Origin of the sequence: Aestuariirhabdus sp. LZHN29, assembly GCF_049985285.1 — a bacterium.
GTDB lineage: Bacteria > Pseudomonadota > Gammaproteobacteria > Pseudomonadales > Aestuariirhabdaceae > Aestuariirhabdus.
Genome location: NZ_JBNIEU010000001.1, coordinates 1155150 through 1172846 on the forward strand (window position 1 = coordinate 1155150; position 17697 = coordinate 1172846).

17 protein-coding genes are annotated in these 17697 nt (G+C 57.4%); 8 read left to right on the forward strand and 9 right to left on the reverse strand.

Annotated features, from left to right (window positions below):
- Window positions 1-138: 138 nt before the first annotated feature.
- The gene (locus ACP3PW_RS05570; protein ID WP_426415683.1) at window positions 139-873 is read right to left on the reverse strand and encodes a response regulator; all 735 of its coding nucleotides are present in this window, start codon (window positions 871-873) and stop codon (window positions 139-141) included.
- Window positions 863-2506, reverse strand: a complete 1644-nt coding sequence (locus ACP3PW_RS05575) for an ATP-binding protein (RefSeq protein ID WP_426415684.1) — start codon at window positions 2504-2506, stop codon at window positions 863-865. Before ACP3PW_RS05575 ends, ACP3PW_RS05570 begins: the two co-directional genes overlap by 11 nt.
- 227 nt (window positions 2507-2733) lie before the next feature.
- On the opposite strand from ACP3PW_RS05575, the gene ACP3PW_RS05580 reads away from it, so the two are divergent.
- From ACP3PW_RS05580 to ACP3PW_RS05595, 4 genes are all read left to right on the forward strand, one after another.
- Entirely contained in the window at window positions 2734-3720 is a 987-nt protein-coding gene (locus ACP3PW_RS05580; RefSeq protein ID WP_426415685.1) for a tripartite tricarboxylate transporter substrate binding protein, read from the forward strand.
- Window positions 3721-3803: 83 nt separating this feature from the next.
- On the forward strand, window positions 3804-4277 hold the full coding sequence (locus ACP3PW_RS05585; protein WP_426415686.1) for a tripartite tricarboxylate transporter TctB family protein: 474 nt from the start codon (window positions 3804-3806) through the stop codon (window positions 4275-4277).
- 3 nt (window positions 4278-4280) lie between these two features.
- The gene (locus tag ACP3PW_RS05590; protein WP_426415687.1) at window positions 4281-5825 is read left to right on the forward strand and encodes a tripartite tricarboxylate transporter permease; all 1545 of its coding nucleotides are present in this window, start codon (window positions 4281-4283) and stop codon (window positions 5823-5825) included.
- A 149-nt stretch (window positions 5826-5974) separates the two neighbouring features.
- Window positions 5975-6415 (forward strand): Lrp/AsnC family transcriptional regulator, encoded by a 441-nt coding sequence (locus tag ACP3PW_RS05595; RefSeq protein ID WP_426415688.1) that lies wholly within the window; start codon window positions 5975-5977, stop codon window positions 6413-6415.
- 46 nt (window positions 6416-6461) lie between these two features.
- Here ACP3PW_RS05595 and ACP3PW_RS05600 read toward each other — a convergent pair whose 3' ends face one another.
- Window positions 6462-7352, reverse strand: coding sequence for a DMT family transporter (locus tag ACP3PW_RS05600; protein WP_426415689.1), 891 nt, complete (start codon window positions 7350-7352; stop codon window positions 6462-6464).
- 233 nt (window positions 7353-7585) lie between these two features.
- Between ACP3PW_RS05600 and ACP3PW_RS05605 the strand changes: the two genes are divergently transcribed.
- The gene (locus ACP3PW_RS05605; protein ID WP_426415690.1) at window positions 7586-9325 is read left to right on the forward strand and encodes a diguanylate cyclase domain-containing protein; all 1740 of its coding nucleotides are present in this window, start codon (window positions 7586-7588) and stop codon (window positions 9323-9325) included.
- A 113-nt stretch (window positions 9326-9438) separates the two neighbouring features.
- Window positions 9439-10071, forward strand: coding sequence for a LysE family translocator (locus ACP3PW_RS05610; protein ID WP_426415691.1), 633 nt, complete (start codon window positions 9439-9441; stop codon window positions 10069-10071).
- 25 nt (window positions 10072-10096) lie between these two features.
- Here ACP3PW_RS05610 and ACP3PW_RS05615 read toward each other — a convergent pair whose 3' ends face one another.
- Together ACP3PW_RS05615 and ACP3PW_RS05620 are read right to left on the reverse strand one after the other, a co-directional pair.
- Complete coding sequence (locus tag ACP3PW_RS05615; RefSeq protein WP_426415692.1) at window positions 10097-10603, reverse strand: M48 family metallopeptidase; 507 nt, start codon at window positions 10601-10603, stop codon at window positions 10097-10099.
- Window positions 10604-10665: 62 nt separating this feature from the next.
- Entirely contained in the window at window positions 10666-11031 is a 366-nt protein-coding gene (locus ACP3PW_RS05620) for a DUF2784 domain-containing protein (RefSeq protein WP_426415693.1), read from the reverse strand.
- A 64-nt stretch (window positions 11032-11095) separates the two neighbouring features.
- On the opposite strand from ACP3PW_RS05620, the gene ACP3PW_RS05625 reads away from it, so the two are divergent.
- Complete coding sequence (locus ACP3PW_RS05625; RefSeq protein WP_426415694.1) at window positions 11096-12031, forward strand: 2-hydroxyacid dehydrogenase; 936 nt, start codon at window positions 11096-11098, stop codon at window positions 12029-12031.
- A gap of 98 nt (window positions 12032-12129) precedes the next feature.
- Entirely contained in the window at window positions 12130-12777 is a 648-nt protein-coding gene (locus ACP3PW_RS05630) for a hypothetical protein (RefSeq protein ID WP_426415695.1), read from the forward strand.
- 58 nt (window positions 12778-12835) lie between these two features.
- On the opposite strand, the gene ACP3PW_RS05635 is transcribed toward ACP3PW_RS05630, so the two are convergent.
- The 4 genes from ACP3PW_RS05635 to ACP3PW_RS05650 all read right to left on the reverse strand — a co-directional run bounded on the left by ACP3PW_RS05635 (window position 12836) and on the right by ACP3PW_RS05650 (window position 17204).
- Window positions 12836-13690, reverse strand: a complete 855-nt coding sequence (locus tag ACP3PW_RS05635) for a universal stress protein (RefSeq protein ID WP_426415696.1) — start codon at window positions 13688-13690, stop codon at window positions 12836-12838.
- Between the two features lie 22 nt (window positions 13691-13712).
- Complete coding sequence (locus ACP3PW_RS05640; RefSeq protein WP_426415697.1) at window positions 13713-15203, reverse strand: SulP family inorganic anion transporter; 1491 nt, start codon at window positions 15201-15203, stop codon at window positions 13713-13715.
- A 240-nt stretch (window positions 15204-15443) separates the two neighbouring features.
- Window positions 15444-16301: a PA4780 family RIO1-like protein kinase gene (locus ACP3PW_RS05645; RefSeq protein ID WP_426415698.1), complete on the reverse strand. Its 858-nt coding sequence runs from the start codon at window positions 16299-16301 to the stop codon at window positions 15444-15446.
- A gap of 162 nt (window positions 16302-16463) precedes the next feature.
- Complete coding sequence (locus ACP3PW_RS05650; RefSeq protein WP_426415699.1) at window positions 16464-17204, reverse strand: substrate-binding periplasmic protein; 741 nt, start codon at window positions 17202-17204, stop codon at window positions 16464-16466.
- Between the last annotated feature and the right edge of the window lie 493 nt (window positions 17205-17697).

Below are 17697 nucleotides of genomic sequence, written 5' to 3' on the forward strand. Positions count from 1 at the left end.
CGTCAGGGTAAGTGGGGTGAACGAAGTGGCCGGAGGGGGCTGCGAAGGGTGGGGACCAGAAGCAGGGTGCCATGGGGCGCGATCCAACCCCGCTATGCCAGAGGCTGATTCCTGAGCTGGAGGGCGACGGGGTGCTTCCTAGTCGAGCCGCCGCAAGTAGCGTCGTTCCGGGCGCCCGACACTGCCGTAGCTGACGCTGGCCTCGAGCTCGGCACAGCTTACCAGATGCTCCAGATAGCGCCGCGCCGTGGTGCGGCTGGCGCCGATGCGTTCACCGACCTGCTCCGCGCTCAGGGGGGCGGTGCTTTGGCCACACTCCGTACGCACTCGATCCAGGGTCAGCGGGTCTATTCCTTTGGGCAGCCGCTCTTTGGCAGAGGGTAGCTCGGTACCGGCACGGGGGAGCAGGCGGTCTACATGGCTCTGTTCCAGAGACTGCATCCCACGCAGTCGGCTGAGGTGTGCCGCGTAATTATGCAGGGCCTCCTGCAAGCGCTCAAATACCAATGGTTTAAGGATGTAATCGAACACCCCCGCGCGCAGGGCTTCTCGCAGGGTATCAACCTCCTTGGCGGCGGTGATCAGGATGACATCGGTGGCGCAATTGGTGGCCCGTAGCCGGCGCAGCAAGTCGAGCCCGGTGCCAGTGGGGAACTGTACATCCAGCAACAGCAGCTCCGGTTGAATCACCTCCACCAGGTCCTGGGCCTCTTCCAGACCGTGAGCGATGCCGGCCAGCTCAAAACCATCGATACGCTCCAGAAAGCGGCGCTGAATCTCCGCAATTTGTGGGTCGTCTTCGGCGATAATGACTCGAATAGGTGACTGCATGGGGACATCATCGGATAGTTGCCCTGTAGATTCAATTGCCATCGTTGCCCTCGCCCTGGATGTGGGTGCGGGTCTCTTTGGGCAGGTAGAGAGTAAAACGGCTGCCCCCATCATCGCCAGGCTCCACCGTGAGGTGGCCCTCCAGGCGTTCGACCAGGTTGCGCACCAGGTGCAGGCCCAGGCCATGCCCCTCCGTTTGCTTGCTGGTAAACCCCTTCTCGAAAATTCTGGGTAGCTCCTCTTCGCTGATGCCGGGGCCCTGATCCTCAATTTCGAAGATCAGGTCGTTGCCCAGGTCGGTCATGGTGAGTCCGATATCACCGCCGGCACCTCGGTGCGCCAGCGTCGCCTCCATGGCGTTGTCCAGCAGGTTGCCGACGATGCTTACCAGCAGCTCCCGCGGCAGTCGTTCGGGAAGCGCGGCCATCTGACTCTCCGGGTCGATTTTGAGGCTGAGCCCCAGTTCGCGCGCGCGGTTGTACTTGCCCAGCAAGCAACCCGCCAGCTGGGGGTCGGGCACCGCTTCGACCAGCAAATGCAGCAACGCCTGGTGGCTTTGGGTTTCCTGTCCGATCAGCGCCAGCGCTTCGTCGAAGGCGCCTAATTGAATGAGCCCGGAGATGGTGTGCAGCTTATTGGAATACTCGTGGGACTGGCTGCGCAGGCTTTCGGCGTACTGCTGTATGTGGCTGAGTTTGTGAGTCAGCAGGTCGAGTTCATCCTTGCGCCGAAAACTGGACACCACCCCGGTAATTTCGGTTCCGCGCAAAACCGGCAGCCGGTTAACGATCAGGTTGCGGTTTTCCAGCCACACCTCGTGGTCGAACTGGGGGGTGCCACTTTGCAGCACATCGAGCATATGGCTTTCGGGAAGCACCTCCTGAATGGAGCGTCCGGTCAAAGCGGTTTCGTCGTCGATACCCAGGAGCCGCGCGGCGGTGCGGTTAAAGGTAGTGATCTCCCCCTCGGCGTTGATGGCGATGATACCTTCGCGCACGGATTCTAGGGTGGCATTGCGCTCCTCAAACAGGCGCGCGATCTGTTCCGGTTCGAGACCGAATATCGCCCGCTTGAAGTGGGTGGCAAACCAGATAGCTGTCGCCACGCTGAGCAGGAAGGCCAGCGCCATCACCGAGATCAGTGTGGTGCGGTAGCGTCCGATCACCTCCTGCACCGAATCGAGCAGGTAGCCGACGGACACGATGCCGATCACCTCCTCGCCGCTGGGATCATAGACCGGCGCCTTGCCTCGCATGGTAAAGCCCATACTGCCCAACGCCTTCGATAAGTAGGGTCGGCCGTGCACCAGGGCGGGGGCGTTATCGTCGCCATCGTCGTCGATCATGGAGCGACCGATGCGTTTGGGGTTGGGGTGCGCCAAGCGAATGCCTTCGCGGTCCCCGATCACCACAAAGCGGGCGCCAGTGCCTTCGGCAAACACCTGGCTCATGGGTTGCAAATGGGCGCTATCACGGTTGCGTACCCCCTCGACCACCTGTGGAGCCAGGGCGATGGTTTTGGCGACATCCAGTGCCCGTTGACCGATCTGATCTTCGAGAGAAACGCTGATGTAGTGCAGTGCAAAGGCGCCGATAAGACTGGTGGGCAGCAATGCAATGAGCCCGAGCACCAGCACCATACGGGTTTTGAGTTTAAATTTGCGCAGCGATAGCACCGGGCAGGCTCTCCAGATTTTTTGTTTGATGTTAGGGCCGGGCCTTCGCCAACGCCCGTGAACATTATGCACAAAATGATGTTTAGGTTTTTAAAAGCCTTTAATACCGCAAGCTGTGCAGGGCTTTGTTGTTGGGTCTAAGGTTGGTGGCAGCGAGAACTTGCTGGTTCGAGCCGGCAGTAAAAAAATAGCTGAATAACACCTAAAACAATAATGAGGATATCCCTATGTTGAGTTTATTTAAGCGCAAGCCTGTCACCCTGTTGGCTGCCACCCTGGCCGCCTGTGTTAGCGCCGGAGCAGCCCTGGCTGCGCCTATCGAAGAGAAGGTGCACTTCCTGATCCCCGGTGGCGCCGGTGGTGGCTGGGATGGCACCGCACGAGGTGTCGGTGAAGCCCTCTCCAAGTCAGGCCTGGCGGGTACGGTTTCGTACGAGAATATGTCCGGTGGCGGCGGCGGTAAAGCCATCGCGCACCTGATCGAAACCGCGGACCAGAACCATGGCACCTTGATGGTGAACTCTACCCCCATTGTTATCCGCTCCCTATCGAAAGTATTTCCGCAGTCATTCCGTGACCTGACCCCGGTGGCGGCGACCATCGGTGATTTTGGTGCCTTCATTGTGGCCAAGGATTCCCCCTACACCAGCTTCACACAGGTAGCGGATGCTTACCTTAAAAATCCACGCTCGGTCAGCATTGCTGGCGGCTCGGCTCGCGGTAGTATGGACCACCTGGTCGCGGCGCTGGCGTTCAAGGCCGCCGGTGGCGATCCGCGTAAAGTTAAATATGTGCCGTACGATGCGGGTGGTAAAGCGATGGCCGGATTGCTGTCGGGTGAAAGTGACGTGCTTTCAACAGGCCTGAGCGAGGCATTGGCGATGGCTGAAGCCGGGCAGGTACGCATTCTTGTTATGACCGGGGATGAGCGCTCTGACGCCGCCGCCGACGTGCCTACCCTGAAAGAGCTTGGCTACGATGCCAGCTTTGTTAACTGGCGTGGATTTTTCGGCGCGCCTGGCCTGTCCGCAGAGGAAGCGGCGCGCTTTGAGAAAATGTTGGGCGAGATGTACGCCACCCCCGAGTGGAAAGAGGTTCGGGCGCGCTATGGCTGGACCGAAATCTACAAGCCGGGTGCCGAGTTTGTCTCTTTCCTGGAAAGTCAGGAGCAGGTTGTAGGCGACCTGATGCGCGAGTTGGGCTTTCTGAAGTAAGCGGTTTCTCCCCCTGAACTCCCACCCTGCAGGTGGGAGTTTTGCTTAAACATGCGGGCAGTAGGCTCGCCCTGGAAAATACTATGATCATGACCAAAGACCGTATCGGTGGCTTGGTGTTTCTGTGCCTGTCGATCGCCTATGGCTACTACACGACCCTGATCCCCCTGCTGCCGGGTGACGAGTTTGAGCCTTTTACCGCTCAAAGCTTGCCGAGCGCGCTGGCGGCAATGGGGTGCATTCTCTCTTTCCTGATGCTGGTGTCGTCCCGTGGTGGCCCCGACCAAGCCGTTGAGCTGCAGGGCCTCGATTTTATCCTGGTCGCCAAGTTGCTGGCATTGGTCGTCGCTTTTGCCCTGGCCCTTGGCTGGGTTGGTTTTTTGATATCAACCATCTTTTTCCTGATGGGGGGCTATTACCTGCTGGGTGAGCACCGCATCAAGATCCTGCTGTTGGCCTCGGTGCCCTTCGCGGTCGGTATCTGGCTGGTGTTGGCGAAACTGTTGGGGGTGTACCTGGCTCCCGGTCGCCTATTTACGATGTTTTGGGGAGCCTGAGTCATGCTAGATGGAATAGTTACCGGTCTCTCCACCGCGGTGATGCCCTTTAACCTGATGATGGTGTTCGTCGGCTGTTTTGCCGGCACCTTTATTGGCATGTTGCCAGGGTTGGGGCCGATCTCGGCGGTGGCACTGATGATCCCGATCACCTTCGGGCTCGACCCCTCCTCCGGCATGATTCTGATGGCCGGGGTTTACTATGGCGCCGTTTTTGGGGGCTCGACCTCCTCTATCCTGATCAATGCGCCGGGTTGCGCCAGTACCGTGGTGACCGCTTTTGACGGTTACCCGCTGGCCCAGCAGAAACAAGCCGGAAAGGCGTTGGCACTGGCGGCATACTCCTCGTTTACCGGAGGCACCGTGGGAGCCATCATGCTGCTGGTGGCGGCCCCTGCGTTAGCGTCGGTGTCATTAAGTTTTCAGTCGACCGACTATTTCGCGTTGATGGTGCTGGGGTTGACGGCGGTAGCGGCCTTCTCCGGCAAGGGGCAGGTACTCAAAGCGTTGATGATGACCGTATTTGGTTTGATGATTGCCACGGTGGGTGTCGATGTGATGTCCGGTGCGCCGCGCTTTACCTTTAACTCCCTGGATCTGGTCGATGGCGTTAGCTTCCTGCTACTGGCGATGGCGACATTCGCGCTTACCGAAGTGGTGATGACGGTGTTAAGGGGAGAGCATCGCCAGCAAGAGGCGAAGATGGATATGAGCGAGCTTGGCAGTATGAAGCTGAGCAAGGAGGAGGTGAAAGAGATCGCCCCCACCGTCGCCCGCTCCTCGGTGTTCGGATTTCTGGTCGGTGTGTTACCCGGCGCGGGGGCGACCATTGCCTCGTTTCTGGCCTACGGTTTCGAGCGCAATATTGCCTCTGCCAAGCAGAAATTGCAGTTTGGAAAAGGCTCTCTACGCGGCCTGGCGGCACCGGAATCGGCTAATAACGCCGCCTCTACGGGATCCTTTGTACCCCTGTTGACCCTCGGCATACCGGGCTCTGGCACCACGGCCATTATGCTGGGCGCGCTGATCTCCTACGGCATTCAACCGGGCCCCCGCCTGTTTGTCGATAACCCGGAGGTGTTCTGGTCGGTCATTATTTCGATGTATCTCGGCAACGTGGTGCTGCTGATCCTCAACTTACCGTTGATACCCTATATCTCGCGGTTACTGGTCATCCCCCGGCCGATTCTGATCCCCTTGATTCTTTTCTTTTCCATCACCGGGGTTTATCTGGTGAGTTTTAACAGCTTCGATATCCACATGATGGTGTTTATCACGATCGCCGCCATTGGGCTCAAACTGCTCGACTTCCCCATGGCACCGATGCTGCTTGGATTTATTCTCGGCGACATGATGGAGCGTAACCTGAGTCGCGCGCTCACCCTGTCCGATGGAAGTTTTGCATTCCTATGGGAGCGTCCGCTGACACTGGGCATTATGCTGCTGGCGCTGGTGGTCCTGTTGCTGCCTCTACTGAGTCGGCTGCTTGGGACTCGAACCCCAGCCCAAGGCATGGAAAAAGCGGCGAGCAGGGGTGATGGCGGCTGATACCCAGGCCCGGGCGCATCGCAAGCGGTCTTCGCCTCCCTGACTGTGCGATCTGTCTCAAACGGGGTTGTCCCCCCGTCTGCCGGAAGCGGAGGTCAGGTGCTAAACTCAGGCGCCTGATCTCCCCCTGGTTGCCCAACGGAACTTCCATGCTCGATACCATCAACCGCAAGATTCTGATTGCCCTGCAGGAAAATGCTCGTATCTCTTTTGCCAAACTTGGTGAACGAGTGCATCTTTCGGCACCGGCGGTGGCGGAGCGGGTTCGCAAAATGGAGGCGGCGGGGGTTATTCGCGGTTACGGAGTGCAGGTGGATCTCGACAAGCTGGGCTACCCGATCGTCGCGCTGGTCCAGTGCAAGGTGTTTCGGTCCAAGGAGCAAGCGTTGAAGACCCTGATACTGGAGCGGGATGAGGTGATTGAGTGTTATAACGTCACCGGTGAGCAAGCCTTTATTCTCAAGCTGGCGGTGAAGTCTTTGGCACTGCTGGATGAGGTTCTCGAAGAGATCTGCGCTCTTAGCGATACCAATACCATGGTGGTACTCAAGGAGCCGGTACACCGAGCACTGCCTGGCAGTTTCAGGTAGCGCCCCCCCGGGGAACCTTTCACCAGCTTTGTTTTTTCAGGGATAACTACCCCTCGCCCTCGGTGGCCAACGCCCGCTGGCGTCCTGTGGGCCATTGGCTAACCAGCATTCCCATGAGCATCAGGCAACATCCCAGCAACTGTTTGCTGCCCATGCTTTCGCCCAATAGCATCCAACCCCCAATGACGGCAAATATCGCTTCGGTAGAGAGGATCAGTGCGGTGACGCTGGGTTCCACTTTGCGCTGGGCGATGATTTGCAGGGTACAGGCGATACCACTGGAGGCGATGCCTGCGTAGAGAAGGGGCATCCAGGCGGCCTGGAAACCTTGCATTGTTGGTGTCTCGGTCGTTATCGCGAACAGCATCGCCAATAGGGCCGCAACCGCAAACTGGCAGATAGAGAGGCTGATAGCATCGACTTTGCGGGACAGCCAACCGATGATCAGTACATGGGCGGTCCAGAACAGGGCACCGACCAGCTCCAGCATATCGCCATAGTTCACCTTGAACTCGGGACCGATGGTAAGGCTGTAGAGGCCCAGCACCGCGAGTAACACCCCGATCCAGGTCTGCGGATTGGTGCTCTGGCCGAGCAGGGTACCGACAATCGGCACCATGACGATATACATACCGGTAATGAAGCCCGCATTTCCTGCGGTGGTGTGCAGTAGGCCGATCTGCTGGAAGGTAAAGCCGCCAAACATTACGCAACCTGCCAACAGGCCCCCGATCCACAACGTACGGCCATGGGGCATCTTGCCGCGACTCATTACTAACCAAAGCGGAATCAGTGATATCGCCCCCAGTACGAAGCGGGCGGCATTAAAGCTGTGGGGTTCCAGGTAATCCATGCCGGCGCTCTGGGCGACGAAGGCAAATCCCCAGATGGCCGCAACACTGATCAGCAACAGATGGGAGCGAGAGATAGCAAGCACGATGTCGTATCCTGTAGTCGGTAAGATGTGATAAAGGTGTCTATTGTAGAGGGGAGCGCTGGGGCTGTGGCAGAGATATGCTTAAGAATCGATGGCGATGCTCGGCAAAAAATGCCTTAAACGAAAGGTTTTGCTTAATAAAGCAAAGCGGTAGTCAGTTTGCCGTTATCATCTGGGATACGATAGCGGAAAATTGAACGACGCAGCGTTCGCAGTCATTGACAGGGAAGGGTATGAATCTGAGGTTGCGATTTTTTATTTTTACCACCGCGCTGGTGATACTGGCCGGCGCTGTTGCCTGGGTTCCTGTGCGCCAGTTGGCCGAGAACCTGATCGAGCAGTGGGCGGTTCGCTACGCAGAGAAACAGGTGCTTTACGATAAAGTTCGCACCCTTCAGCCGATCATTCGTGAAATTACTCTGTCGCGCCAGCTTGCCAATTCCAGCCAGCTCAAAGAGTGGGCGCGGAACCCAGATGATCCGGAGCTGACGCGCCGTGCGATCTCGGAGATGGAAAATTTCCGCCTCAATTTCTCCGACCAAAGCTACTTTGTCGCGCTGCTAAAATCCGGGCGTTACTACCATAACAATAGCGCCAATGAATACGCGGGCAAGCAGTACCGGTACTCCCTCAACCCGGGCACAGAGGCCGCCCGCTGGTTTTACAGTATTATTCGGCAGCAACGGGACCTGCACCTGAACGTCAACCCCGATGTGAACCTCGGCGTTACCAAATTATGGATCGACGTGTTGATGCGTGACGGTGACGAGGTGTTGGGGGTGGTGGGTACGGGGCTCGACCTGACCGAATTTATTGAGCGGGTTATCAAACAGGTGGAGCCGGGAATTACCAGTCTGTTTGTAGATCACGAGGGTGCGATTCAGGCCTATCGTGACCAGACCATGATCGATTTTTCCAGTGTGAGCCAGCCGGCGCAGCGTAAAACCCTCGATCTGCTGTTTGATCGGCCTGAAGATCGAAAAGTGATGCGGGATGCGATGTCCCAGCTGGAGTCCTCCGATTACCGGGTCATTAGTCGGTTTGTGGAGGTCAAGGGGAAGCGCTTTCTTTCCAGTGTGGCCTACCTGCCAGAGGTGGGCTGGTACGAAATTGTGTTGATGGACCTTGATGTGTTACTGCCGCTGAGCAGCTTCAGCGGTATTCTGTCGGTCTATCTGGTGGTGTTGGTGATTGCCCTGCTGTTTTTTCATCTGGCGCTGGAGCGTTATCTGCTGGTCCCCTTGGCGCAGCTGGAGCAGGCCATGAACCAGATGAGTGAAGGCAGCTACAGCCCGGAACAGTTACCCAAGGGCACCCGGGGTGAGGTGGCGCGCCTGATTGAGCATTTCAGGCGTATGGCGAGTTCGGTCACGGCCGCCCGCGAAGAGCTGGAGCTTAAGGTGCTTAAGCGCACCGAAGCGCTGGATCATCTCAGTAAGACCGACACCCTGACCGAGCTATTGAATCGCCGGGGTATGACCGAGCGTTTGGAAGCGGAGGTAAGTCGTGGCGATCGAGAGTCCCGCAGCTTTGGTATCATCTGGATCGATCTGGACCTGTTCAAGCAGATCAACGACCAGCATGGTCATAGCGTTGGGGACCAGGCATTGAAAGCCGTCGCGCGGAGCATTGAATCGGTATTACGCGCCTACGACTGTGCGGCGCGCTGGGGAGGCGACGAATTTCTGGTGTTGATCGATACCTGCGATGAGAGCCTGCTTAATGTGGTGGGAGAGCGTTTGCGGATCTCCGTGGAGCAAGAAAATCATCTGTTTGATAATGAGGGCAAGCGCGTACAGATCCAGGTGAGCGCCGGTGGTTATCTCGCCAATAGCGGGGAGACACTCGATGCCGTACTGCATAAGGCCGATCAGGCGCTTTATGCGGCCAAGCACGCGGGCCGCAACCGCTTTTGCAGTTTCAGCGAGCTGCCAGGCTCCACCCACGCCACTCCCAGTACCTCCGCCCCTTGAGTGCTACCCGCTTTAGGTTATGATCTGGCGCTGGACGAGAGACTTTTTAGGGTGTGCTGGCCTCGAGCGCTGAATCAGCGTGGCCAGCGACTACCCATGGTGGAGAGCAAGCAATGTTCGATCATTTTCAGTGGTTGCCCTTTCTATTGGCGATCACCGCACTGACCCTTACGCCCGGTCTGGATACCCTGTTGGTGATTCGCAATGCGGCACGGGGAGGGGTAAGAGACGGCTTGCTGACCAGCGCGGGCATCTGCAGCGGCCTCTTTATCCACGCACTGATCTCTGCGGCGGGCCTGTCGATTATTTTGCTGGGATCGGCCGAGTTATTTTTGCTGGTTAAGTATGTTGGTGCGGCCTATCTGGTGTGGCTGGGATGGCAAAGCCTGCGCACGGCGTGGCGGGCGCGGGCGCTGACCCTGCCCGATATTGTTGCGCTGCGGGTCTCGGCGCACCAATCGTTGCGAGAAGGTTTCCTTTCCAATGTGCTGAACCCCAAGACCATTATTTTTTATATGGCGTTTTTACCCCAGTTCATCGACCCACAACAGTCGGCAATGGGGCAGTCGATGGTAATGGCGACAGTGCATTTTATTATCGCCACCCTGTGGCAGGGAGCCCTGGTGGTACTGGTGGGGCGCGCCCGATTGTGGATGGCCCGGCCTCGGGTTGGGCAGGTGATGAATGGGATTACCGGTACCCTGTTGATGGGGTTTGGTCTGCGCCTGGCGCTGGAGCAACCCTAGCGGTCAACGGAATTCTTTTATTTCTCTAAAGCGGACCAAACTGATCCAGGCAGGTCAGGTAAAGACGGGTATCGAGTTCTCGTTGGTGATAGTCCGGCTGCATGTGACAGCAGAGCTTATAAAACGCCTTGTTATGATCCATCTCCCGCAGGTGGGCCAGTTCGTGAACCACGATCATCTCCAGCATCGGCGGCGGTGCATCCCGAAACAGCGAAGCGATCCGGATTTCCCGCTTGGCTTTGAGTTTGCCACCCTGTACACGGGAGATACGGGTGTGTAGCCCCAGCGCGTGGTTGAGTACATCGATGCGATCGTCGTAAACCACTTTGCTTAGGGGCCCCGATTGTTTCAGGAAGCGCTGTTTGATCTCAATCACGTACAGGTAGAGGGATTTGTCGTTTCGAATGTCGTGTGCAGCGTTGTAGCGCTCCCGAAGCCAGGCGGGAAGACGCCCGCTTTCCACCAGCGCGCTCGCCTGCTGGAGTAACGCGGGGGAGTATCCTTGCAGGTAGCGTAGGTTAGTAGGCGACATGGCGAGACGTTCGTTAAGGGTTGCGCCATTGTGCCACATTCCAGGCGCAGGTAGCTGGATTGCTAGCGCCGGCGGAGATGGCTAATCACCAGCCCGTACAGCACCAGGTTGATGGCCAGGGCGCCGATACCCAGCCATACCTGAGTCTCCAGGGTGAGACCCGGGGGGTAGATCAATGGGATCAGGTAGTGCTCGATAAATCCACCCCGATAACCCTCCTCCCCGGCCATCCAGCGAAAGCGGTTTTCCAGTGGCGTGAGGGGGCATATCCAACCGTTAAACTCCAGTAGCACTACCCAGACAACCGCCGGAAGGTGCAGCAAACACGCCCAGCGCCAGCGCAGGCAGAGCAGGCCGCCGAACACAGCGAAGAGGATAAAAAGCAGGTGCAGTAGCAGCAACAGGTCGGCGACGATACGGTATTCCATGCGTATCCAGTGTAGAGCAGAGTGGATACAATGAACCCAATTGATGTGAATTGAGGGCAAACCGGTGAGCGCTGTCAAACTACTATTCTACTCCAGTACAGGGGTTTCACTCCGCTGGCTAGAAGCCCTTAAGCGCTACCTTCCGGCGGCAGAGATAGAGGTCTATGGCGAGGCCCCGATAGACTGGCAGGCAGACTACGCTTTGGTGTGGAAGGCACCCACTGAGCTGTTTCAAGGACAGCGCCGGTTGCGGGGAATCTTCAACCTGGGAGCGGGGGTCGACTCGCTGTTGGCCACCCCCCAACTGCCCCCAGGGGTACCGATCTATAAGCTTCGCGATGCCGGGATGGCCGCGTGGATGTTGGACTATGTACGCTACGGGTTGCTGCACTTCGGTCGAGATATGGATCGCTATCGTCTTCAACAAAAGGACCGGCAGTGGCGGCCTTATGGTGTTCGGGGTCGATCGCACTGGCCTGTCGGGGTGATGGGGCTGGGCGCAATCGGGTCCCAGGTCGCTGCCAAGCTGTCCGCCGAAGGGTATCCTGTGATGGGTTGGAGTCGTCAGGCCAAATCGATTGCGGGCGTCGAAAGTTTTGCCGGTGACGCTGAGCTGGAGCGGTTTTTATCGCGCACCCGGGCGCTGGTGAGCATCTTGCCTTCCACACCGGAAACCCGACGGTTACTGAATCGGGAGCGGTTGTCCGCGCTGCCCGAGGGCGCGGTGGTGATTAGTTGTGGTCGTGGAGAGGTGCTGGATACCGACGCCTTGCTGGAGCTGCTCGACGGGGATCATCTGCGTGGCGCCCTGTTGGATGTATTCGAAAGTGAACCCCTCGCGGCCGACAGCCCGCTATACGACAGCAAAAAAGTGCTGATAACTCCCCATATATCTGCGCCTACCCCTATCGACAGTGCGGCGCAGCAGATTGCCCGCAATATTGAACAGCTGCAGGCGGGTGAGAGCCTGGAGTCTGTTGATCCTGAACGGGGCTATTGAATGATGGCTATGGTTGGAGTCCGCGGTGATACTATGGATGAGCGCGCCGAACGTTGTTAAAAACAGTTTTTAAAACGCCTCTATAAAAGGATGATCGTATGATCAAGTTAGGGATGAAGTGGGTACTGGCGGCAGTCGCCCTGGTGCTGGCAGGTTGTGGCAGCAGTGCCAAAATCACCAATGCCTGGATAGATCCGCAGGTGAGCGAAAGCAGTCTCGACGGGGTTTTGGTGATTGCCGTGGCGGGGGAAAAACCCGACAGCCAGCAGATACGCGCCGAATTTGAAAATGCCTTTGTAAAAATATTGCAGCGCAAGGGCGTACGGGCCGTATCCAGTTACACTTTGGTGCCAAGAAACGGAACCAAAGAGGAGGTGCTGGGTGCCGCGCGGGCTGAAAAGCTGGAGAGCATTTTGGTGGTTCGTTATGTGGGTTCCACCGAAGAGGAGGTATACCACCGGGGAACCAGTTACTACACCGTGATGCCTGTCTATACGGGAGGTTACGGTCGGGGCTTCGGGGGTTATTACGGCTACATATTCAATGTCTATTCCGATCCTGCGTCATGGACCACCAATACCAGGGTCACGCTGATTTCCGACCTTTACCAGACGCAAACAGAACAGCGGGTTTGGCAAGCCTCATCAGACATTAGCGACATTGAAAATCTGGATGGTTTGCGGGACAGCTCGGTTGAAAGCTTTACCGATGAGTTGCTCTCCAAGAACCTGTTAAAGAAGCCTTGAACGAACGCATTTCGAGCACACCCTGACCTGCCAGGCTGGAGTGTGCTCAACGCGCTTTCTACTTGCGCAGTAACAGTACCGGTATAACGCTGTTGCCGATCATTTTTGACGTGTTGCTGCCGACAAAAAAGTCGCGGATACGGGAATGGCCGTAAGCCCCCATCACCAGCAGGTCGATGTTGTTGTGTTGCCGGAACTGCTCCAGGCACTCCAGCACTACGCCGTCAACCAGATGCCCCGTAATCTGGTGGCCACTGTCCAACAGAAGGTCGACGGCCCGCTGCAGCGTGTTCCGGTTTGCTTCGCTGTCACCATCAACCATGACAATATGCCCTGGCATGGATTTTAGCAGCGGGCTTGTGGAGATACGCTTGATCGCCTTGTTGGCGGTTTCACTGCCATCGTAAGCGATCATGTAGTTTGTAGGCCGAACAAACTCACCAACGGTTACCAGAATCGGGGTGTGGATCGCACGCACCACGCTTTCGAGATGGGACCCGATCGCCTGTGCGTTGATGTCGTGATCATTGCCCAGTCGGCCCATCACGAAGAGCCGGGCATCGGCTTCGCACGCTACCAGCTCCTCCATCAGGTTTCCATGGCGTTGCTTCAGGGCGACGTCGGTGGCACCCAATGCAATGGCACGGGCCTTGGCGTCTTCCAGCATATGCTTGCCGTGCTCCAGCGCCAGCTTTGCGCGCTTCTCGTCCAACAGGGTGAGCTCATCGAGCAGGTGTTCGCGACTGCCCAGCCCTATGGCGCCGGATAGATCCTCCTTGGCCGGGGCGTTGGGTTTTTCCAGTACATGAAGAAAGGTCAGGGGAGCGTCCAGTCGGGTGCCTGCCCAGGCGGCAGCTTCGCATACGGATCCGGAAATTGCCGAGCCATCAATGCAGGCGGTAATGTTGATCATTGTTCTATCTCCGATTAATCCGTTAATGTCCGGCCATCATTTTTTCGACCTCTTCGGGCTTTCCATAAACCCCGAATTTATCAACCACGGTTTGTGTCGCTTCGTTCATTCCGATGACATCAACCTCCGTACCCTCGCGGCGAAACTTTACCACCACCTTATCGAGGGCCGCCACCGAGGTGATGTCCCAAAAATGCGCCTGGGAGAGGTCGATTGTGACATGCTCAAGGGCCTCTTTAAAATCGAAAGAGTTGGTGAACTGATCCGACGATGCGAAAAATACCTGCCCCACAACCTGATAACGGCGGGAGCTGGTGTCGTCGTTGGTTTGGTTTTTGACGACCATAAAGCGACCAATTTTGTTGGCAAAAAACAGCGACGCCAACAGTACGCCAACAAATACCCCGATCGCCAGGTTATGGGTCGCAACGACCACCGCGACCGTTGTAATCATCACAATATTGGTGGATAGAGGGTGCTTCTTGAGGTCTCGAAGCGAGTCCCAGGAGAAGGTACCGATGGAGACCATGATCATGACCGCTACCAGGGCGGCCATGGGGATCTGCTTGAGCCACTCGTCGAGGAACACCACCATAACAAGCAGCACGAACCCGGCAGTAAAGGTGGATAGTCGACCGCGGCCACCGGATTTCACGTTGATGATCGACTGGCCGATCATGGCGCAACCAGCCATGCCCCCCAGCATTCCTGCGCCGATGTTGGCGATGCCCTGACCCTTGCATTCACGGTTTTTGTCGCTGGGGGTATCGGTTAAATCATCGACGATGGTGGCGGTCATCATCGATTCCAGCAGGCCCACCACAGCGAGTCCGGCGGCGTAGGGGAAGATGATGACCAGGGTTTCAAGCGTCAGCGGAACATCTGGCCATAGAAAAATGGGCAACGTATCGGGTAACTCCCCCATGTCACCGACGGTTCGAATATCCAGCCCCAACACCATCGCAACGGCGGTCAGGCTCAGAATACACACCAGCGGCGAGGGCACCGATTTACCAATAACGGGTAGCAGCGGGAACAGGTAGATGATACCAAGGCCCGCAGACGTCATGGCGTAAACATGCCAGGTGACGTTAGTCAGCTCCGGCAGCTGGGCCATAAAGATGAGGATCGCAAGGGCGTTGACGAAGCCGGTGACCACCGAACGTGAAACGAAACGCATCAGGCTTCCCAGCTTCAAGTAACCCGCGCCGATCTGCAATACGCCGGTTAATAGCGTCGCGGCCAGCAGATACTCGAGACCGTGCTCCTTGACCAGGGTGATCATTAGCAGCGCCATAGCACCGGTGGCGGCACTGATCATGCCGGGCCGACCGCCTACGAAAGCGATGACCACGGCGATGCAAAAGGAGGCGTAAAGGCCGACCTTGGGATCAACTCCGGCAATAATGGAGAAAGCGATCGCTTCGGGCACCAGCGCCAGCGCCACGACGATGCCGGCCAGCAGGTCATTTTTAATATTGGAGAACCAGTCTCGCTTTATGGTTTCGATCATCTGGATTTCCTGCGTGTTGGGGTGATGGCGGCGAACCTCCCGCGTCAGGGGGGAGGGCAAACATCGGATCTGAAGGTGTTTATGCGGGCTGTAAAAGCATGCACTACCGCGCCAGCGGGACGGATTATTACTATCCGCCTTGGCCGCGGTGGTTACCTGCCCGGATCAAGTCGAGCCTATGACAATAGGGGCGCGCATACTACGCTAGATCGGGGTCAGAGTAAATGAGGTGGCCAGGCCTTAGGTGGCCTCGTTGGCTTCGCGCAGGCGCTCTACCCGCGCCTGCTCCTCGTCGAAGGCCGCTTTGATCTCCATTAACACCGAATCGACGTCGGCGGCCTGGGTATCCTCTTTGAACAGGCCGGATAGTTCGCTCTCCGGTGTCAGTTCACCCTCTTCATACAGCGCCCAGATCTCCTTGGCGAACTGGGTGTTCAGCAGATCCGGGGCGTACTGGCCGTAATAATCGCGCATATTATTGATATCACGGGCCAGCATCCACTGGGCATGATTGTTGGCGGCGGCATCGACCGCCTGGGGCAGGTCGATGATAACCGGACCATAGGCGTCGACCAGCACGTTGAACTCGGACAGGTCTCCATGCACCAGCCCGGCACAGAGCATACGCACGACGTCGCGAATGACCGTTGCGTGGTCTTCGCGCGCCTGCTCGGCAGACATGGAAACATCGTTAAGGCGCGGAGCCACCAGCCCGTCTTCGCCGGTGATCAGCTCCATCAGCAGTACGCCGTCGAAACAGCCAAAGGGCTGGGGAACCCGGACTCCGGCCGCAGCACAGCGGTAGAGTGCATCAACCTCGGCGTTATGCCAGGCATCTTCCTGTTGCTTGCGGCCGAATTTGGAACCCTTCTCCATCGCGCGGGCACGACGGCTGTTGCGCACCTTGCGCCCCTCCTGATATTGAACGGCCTGATGAAAGCTGCGCTGACTGGCCTCCTTGTAGACCTTGGCGCAGCGGATATCATCACCGCAGCGTACCAGGTAAACGGACGCTTCTTTGCCGCTCATCAGGGGGCGAATAACCTCGTCGACCAGGCCATCCTCGAACAGGGGTTGGATTCGTTTGGGGATCTTCATGGCGGCCCTTATACAGGTAACGGGATAAGGATGGAATAGCAGAGGCCGAATTCTTGCCTGTTTAGTAACCAGTAAAGGCGGGTTCCGGCTTGCAAAAGAGTTTCAGGGATACGGCCATCCTGTCCCACCTCGGAGCAGCATAGCTCCGGTACCGGGCCCCCTCTACTGGACCAGCCAGGGCCAGTGCTTGTCGGTGATTTGTGCGAGTTCACCATCGTTGGTCATCGCCAGCAGCGCCTCTTCGAGAGGGGGGATCAAGGCGGCATTTTTTTTGTGCAGGTAATGGTAGACGGGAACAATCTGCACCGCAGGCGACTGCAGGGTAACCTCGGGGTAATCCGCTTTGTTGATCTCTTTTTGGGCGTTGATTTTTGACAGCACAATCACATCTACCCGGTCAGCAACCAGTAATTGGAACAGGCTTTCGTTGGTATTGGTGGATACGGTATTCATCCCCTCGGTGCCTTTGTCGGTAGTGGCGATTCCTCGTCGGATCCCGATTTTAACCCCCCTCAGGCTGTCCCAGCCGTGGATCTCGAGGGGTGTGTTTTTGGTATAGGCCTGCCAATGGGAGAGAAAAATAGGGATGTTGACCGGAATAAGCGAGGGGAAGCGCTTTTCCAGCCCCTGGGTTCTATACAGCTCGCCGTCGGTTAATCCGGAGCTGGATGCTTTAAGAGCTCGCGCCGCGGGCAGTGGCTGCACCTCGATCGAGTTCCCGGCCCGCCGATAGGCTTCGGTCAATACCTCGGTGGCAAAGTCGGTGAAGGCTGAGTTTTCTATGGCGGAGAAACGAAGCGGCGCTGCCGCAGGAGCCTCGGTGACAACACAGAACAGCAGTAGGGTACCGAGAATGTAACGCCCCAGGGCGCCGGGCCGTGGCGCTGGTGTCTGTTGCTCCATGCTATCGATACCTCCTTGCAAGCGCGTGTAGCGCATTGGGCCAGAGGGCCCCGTCGGCACGCTCTGAGTATACTAGCCCCGCTTGACCCCGGGCTCAACGCCAACCTGTGAGTTCTGCGGGCAAAGCCCAGCGCTCAAAGGGACTCTCCCCGGGGTGAAGATGTCGTGGGTCGGGCATGTGTTTCAGAAACAAATAAGCCTCGCCTTACGGGGCCTTTGAGTTCATCCAGACGGTACTGGATGATGATGTGGTGCCCGGAGGCCCGAACCTGTAAACCGTCGAACCACCGATACGGTCGGTTGATTTTAGAAACAAAAAAGCCCCGCAGTGCGGGGTTTTTAGGTCAATCCAGACGGTACTGGATGATGATGTGGTGCCCGGGGGCCCGAACCTGTAAACCGTCGAACCACCGACACGGTCGGTTGATTTTAGAAACAAAAAAAGCCCGCTATTGCTAGCAGGCTTTTCGTTAACCCCTTCGGTACTAGGGTT

Bases quoted from the DNA above. Each gene is read 5' to 3' on its own strand.
- ACP3PW_RS05645 (WP_426415698.1), bottom strand. From the start codon at position 16,301: ATGAAGATCCCCAAACGAATCCAACCCCTGTTCGAGGATGGCCTGGTC.
- ACP3PW_RS05635 (WP_426415696.1), bottom strand. From the start codon at position 13,690: ATGATCAACATTACCGCCTGCATTGATGGCTCGGCAATTTCCGGATCC.
- ACP3PW_RS05580 (WP_426415685.1), top strand. From the start codon at position 2,734: ATGTTGAGTTTATTTAAGCGCAAGCCTGTCACCCTGTTGGCTGCCACC.
- ACP3PW_RS05570 (WP_426415683.1), bottom strand. From the start codon at position 873: ATGGCAATTGAATCTACAGGGCAACTATCCGATGATGTCCCCATGCAG.
- ACP3PW_RS05590 (WP_426415687.1), top strand. From the start codon at position 4,281: ATGCTAGATGGAATAGTTACCGGTCTCTCCACCGCGGTGATGCCCTTT.
- ACP3PW_RS05610 (WP_426415691.1), top strand. From the start codon at position 9,439: ATGTTCGATCATTTTCAGTGGTTGCCCTTTCTATTGGCGATCACCGCA.
- ACP3PW_RS05585 (WP_426415686.1), top strand. From the start codon at position 3,804: ATGATCATGACCAAAGACCGTATCGGTGGCTTGGTGTTTCTGTGCCTG.
- ACP3PW_RS05595 (WP_426415688.1), top strand. From the start codon at position 5,975: ATGCTCGATACCATCAACCGCAAGATTCTGATTGCCCTGCAGGAAAAT.
- ACP3PW_RS05650 (WP_426415699.1), bottom strand. From the start codon at position 17,204: ATGGAGCAACAGACACCAGCGCCACGGCCCGGCGCCCTGGGGCGTTAC.
- ACP3PW_RS05605 (WP_426415690.1), top strand. From the start codon at position 7,586: ATGAATCTGAGGTTGCGATTTTTTATTTTTACCACCGCGCTGGTGATA.
- ACP3PW_RS05640 (WP_426415697.1), bottom strand. From the start codon at position 15,203: ATGATCGAAACCATAAAGCGAGACTGGTTCTCCAATATTAAAAATGAC.
- ACP3PW_RS05620 (WP_426415693.1), bottom strand. From the start codon at position 11,031: ATGGAATACCGTATCGTCGCCGACCTGTTGCTGCTACTGCACCTGCTT.
- ACP3PW_RS05630 (WP_426415695.1), top strand. From the start codon at position 12,130: ATGATCAAGTTAGGGATGAAGTGGGTACTGGCGGCAGTCGCCCTGGTG.
- ACP3PW_RS05615 (WP_426415692.1), bottom strand. From the start codon at position 10,603: ATGTCGCCTACTAACCTACGCTACCTGCAAGGATACTCCCCCGCGTTA.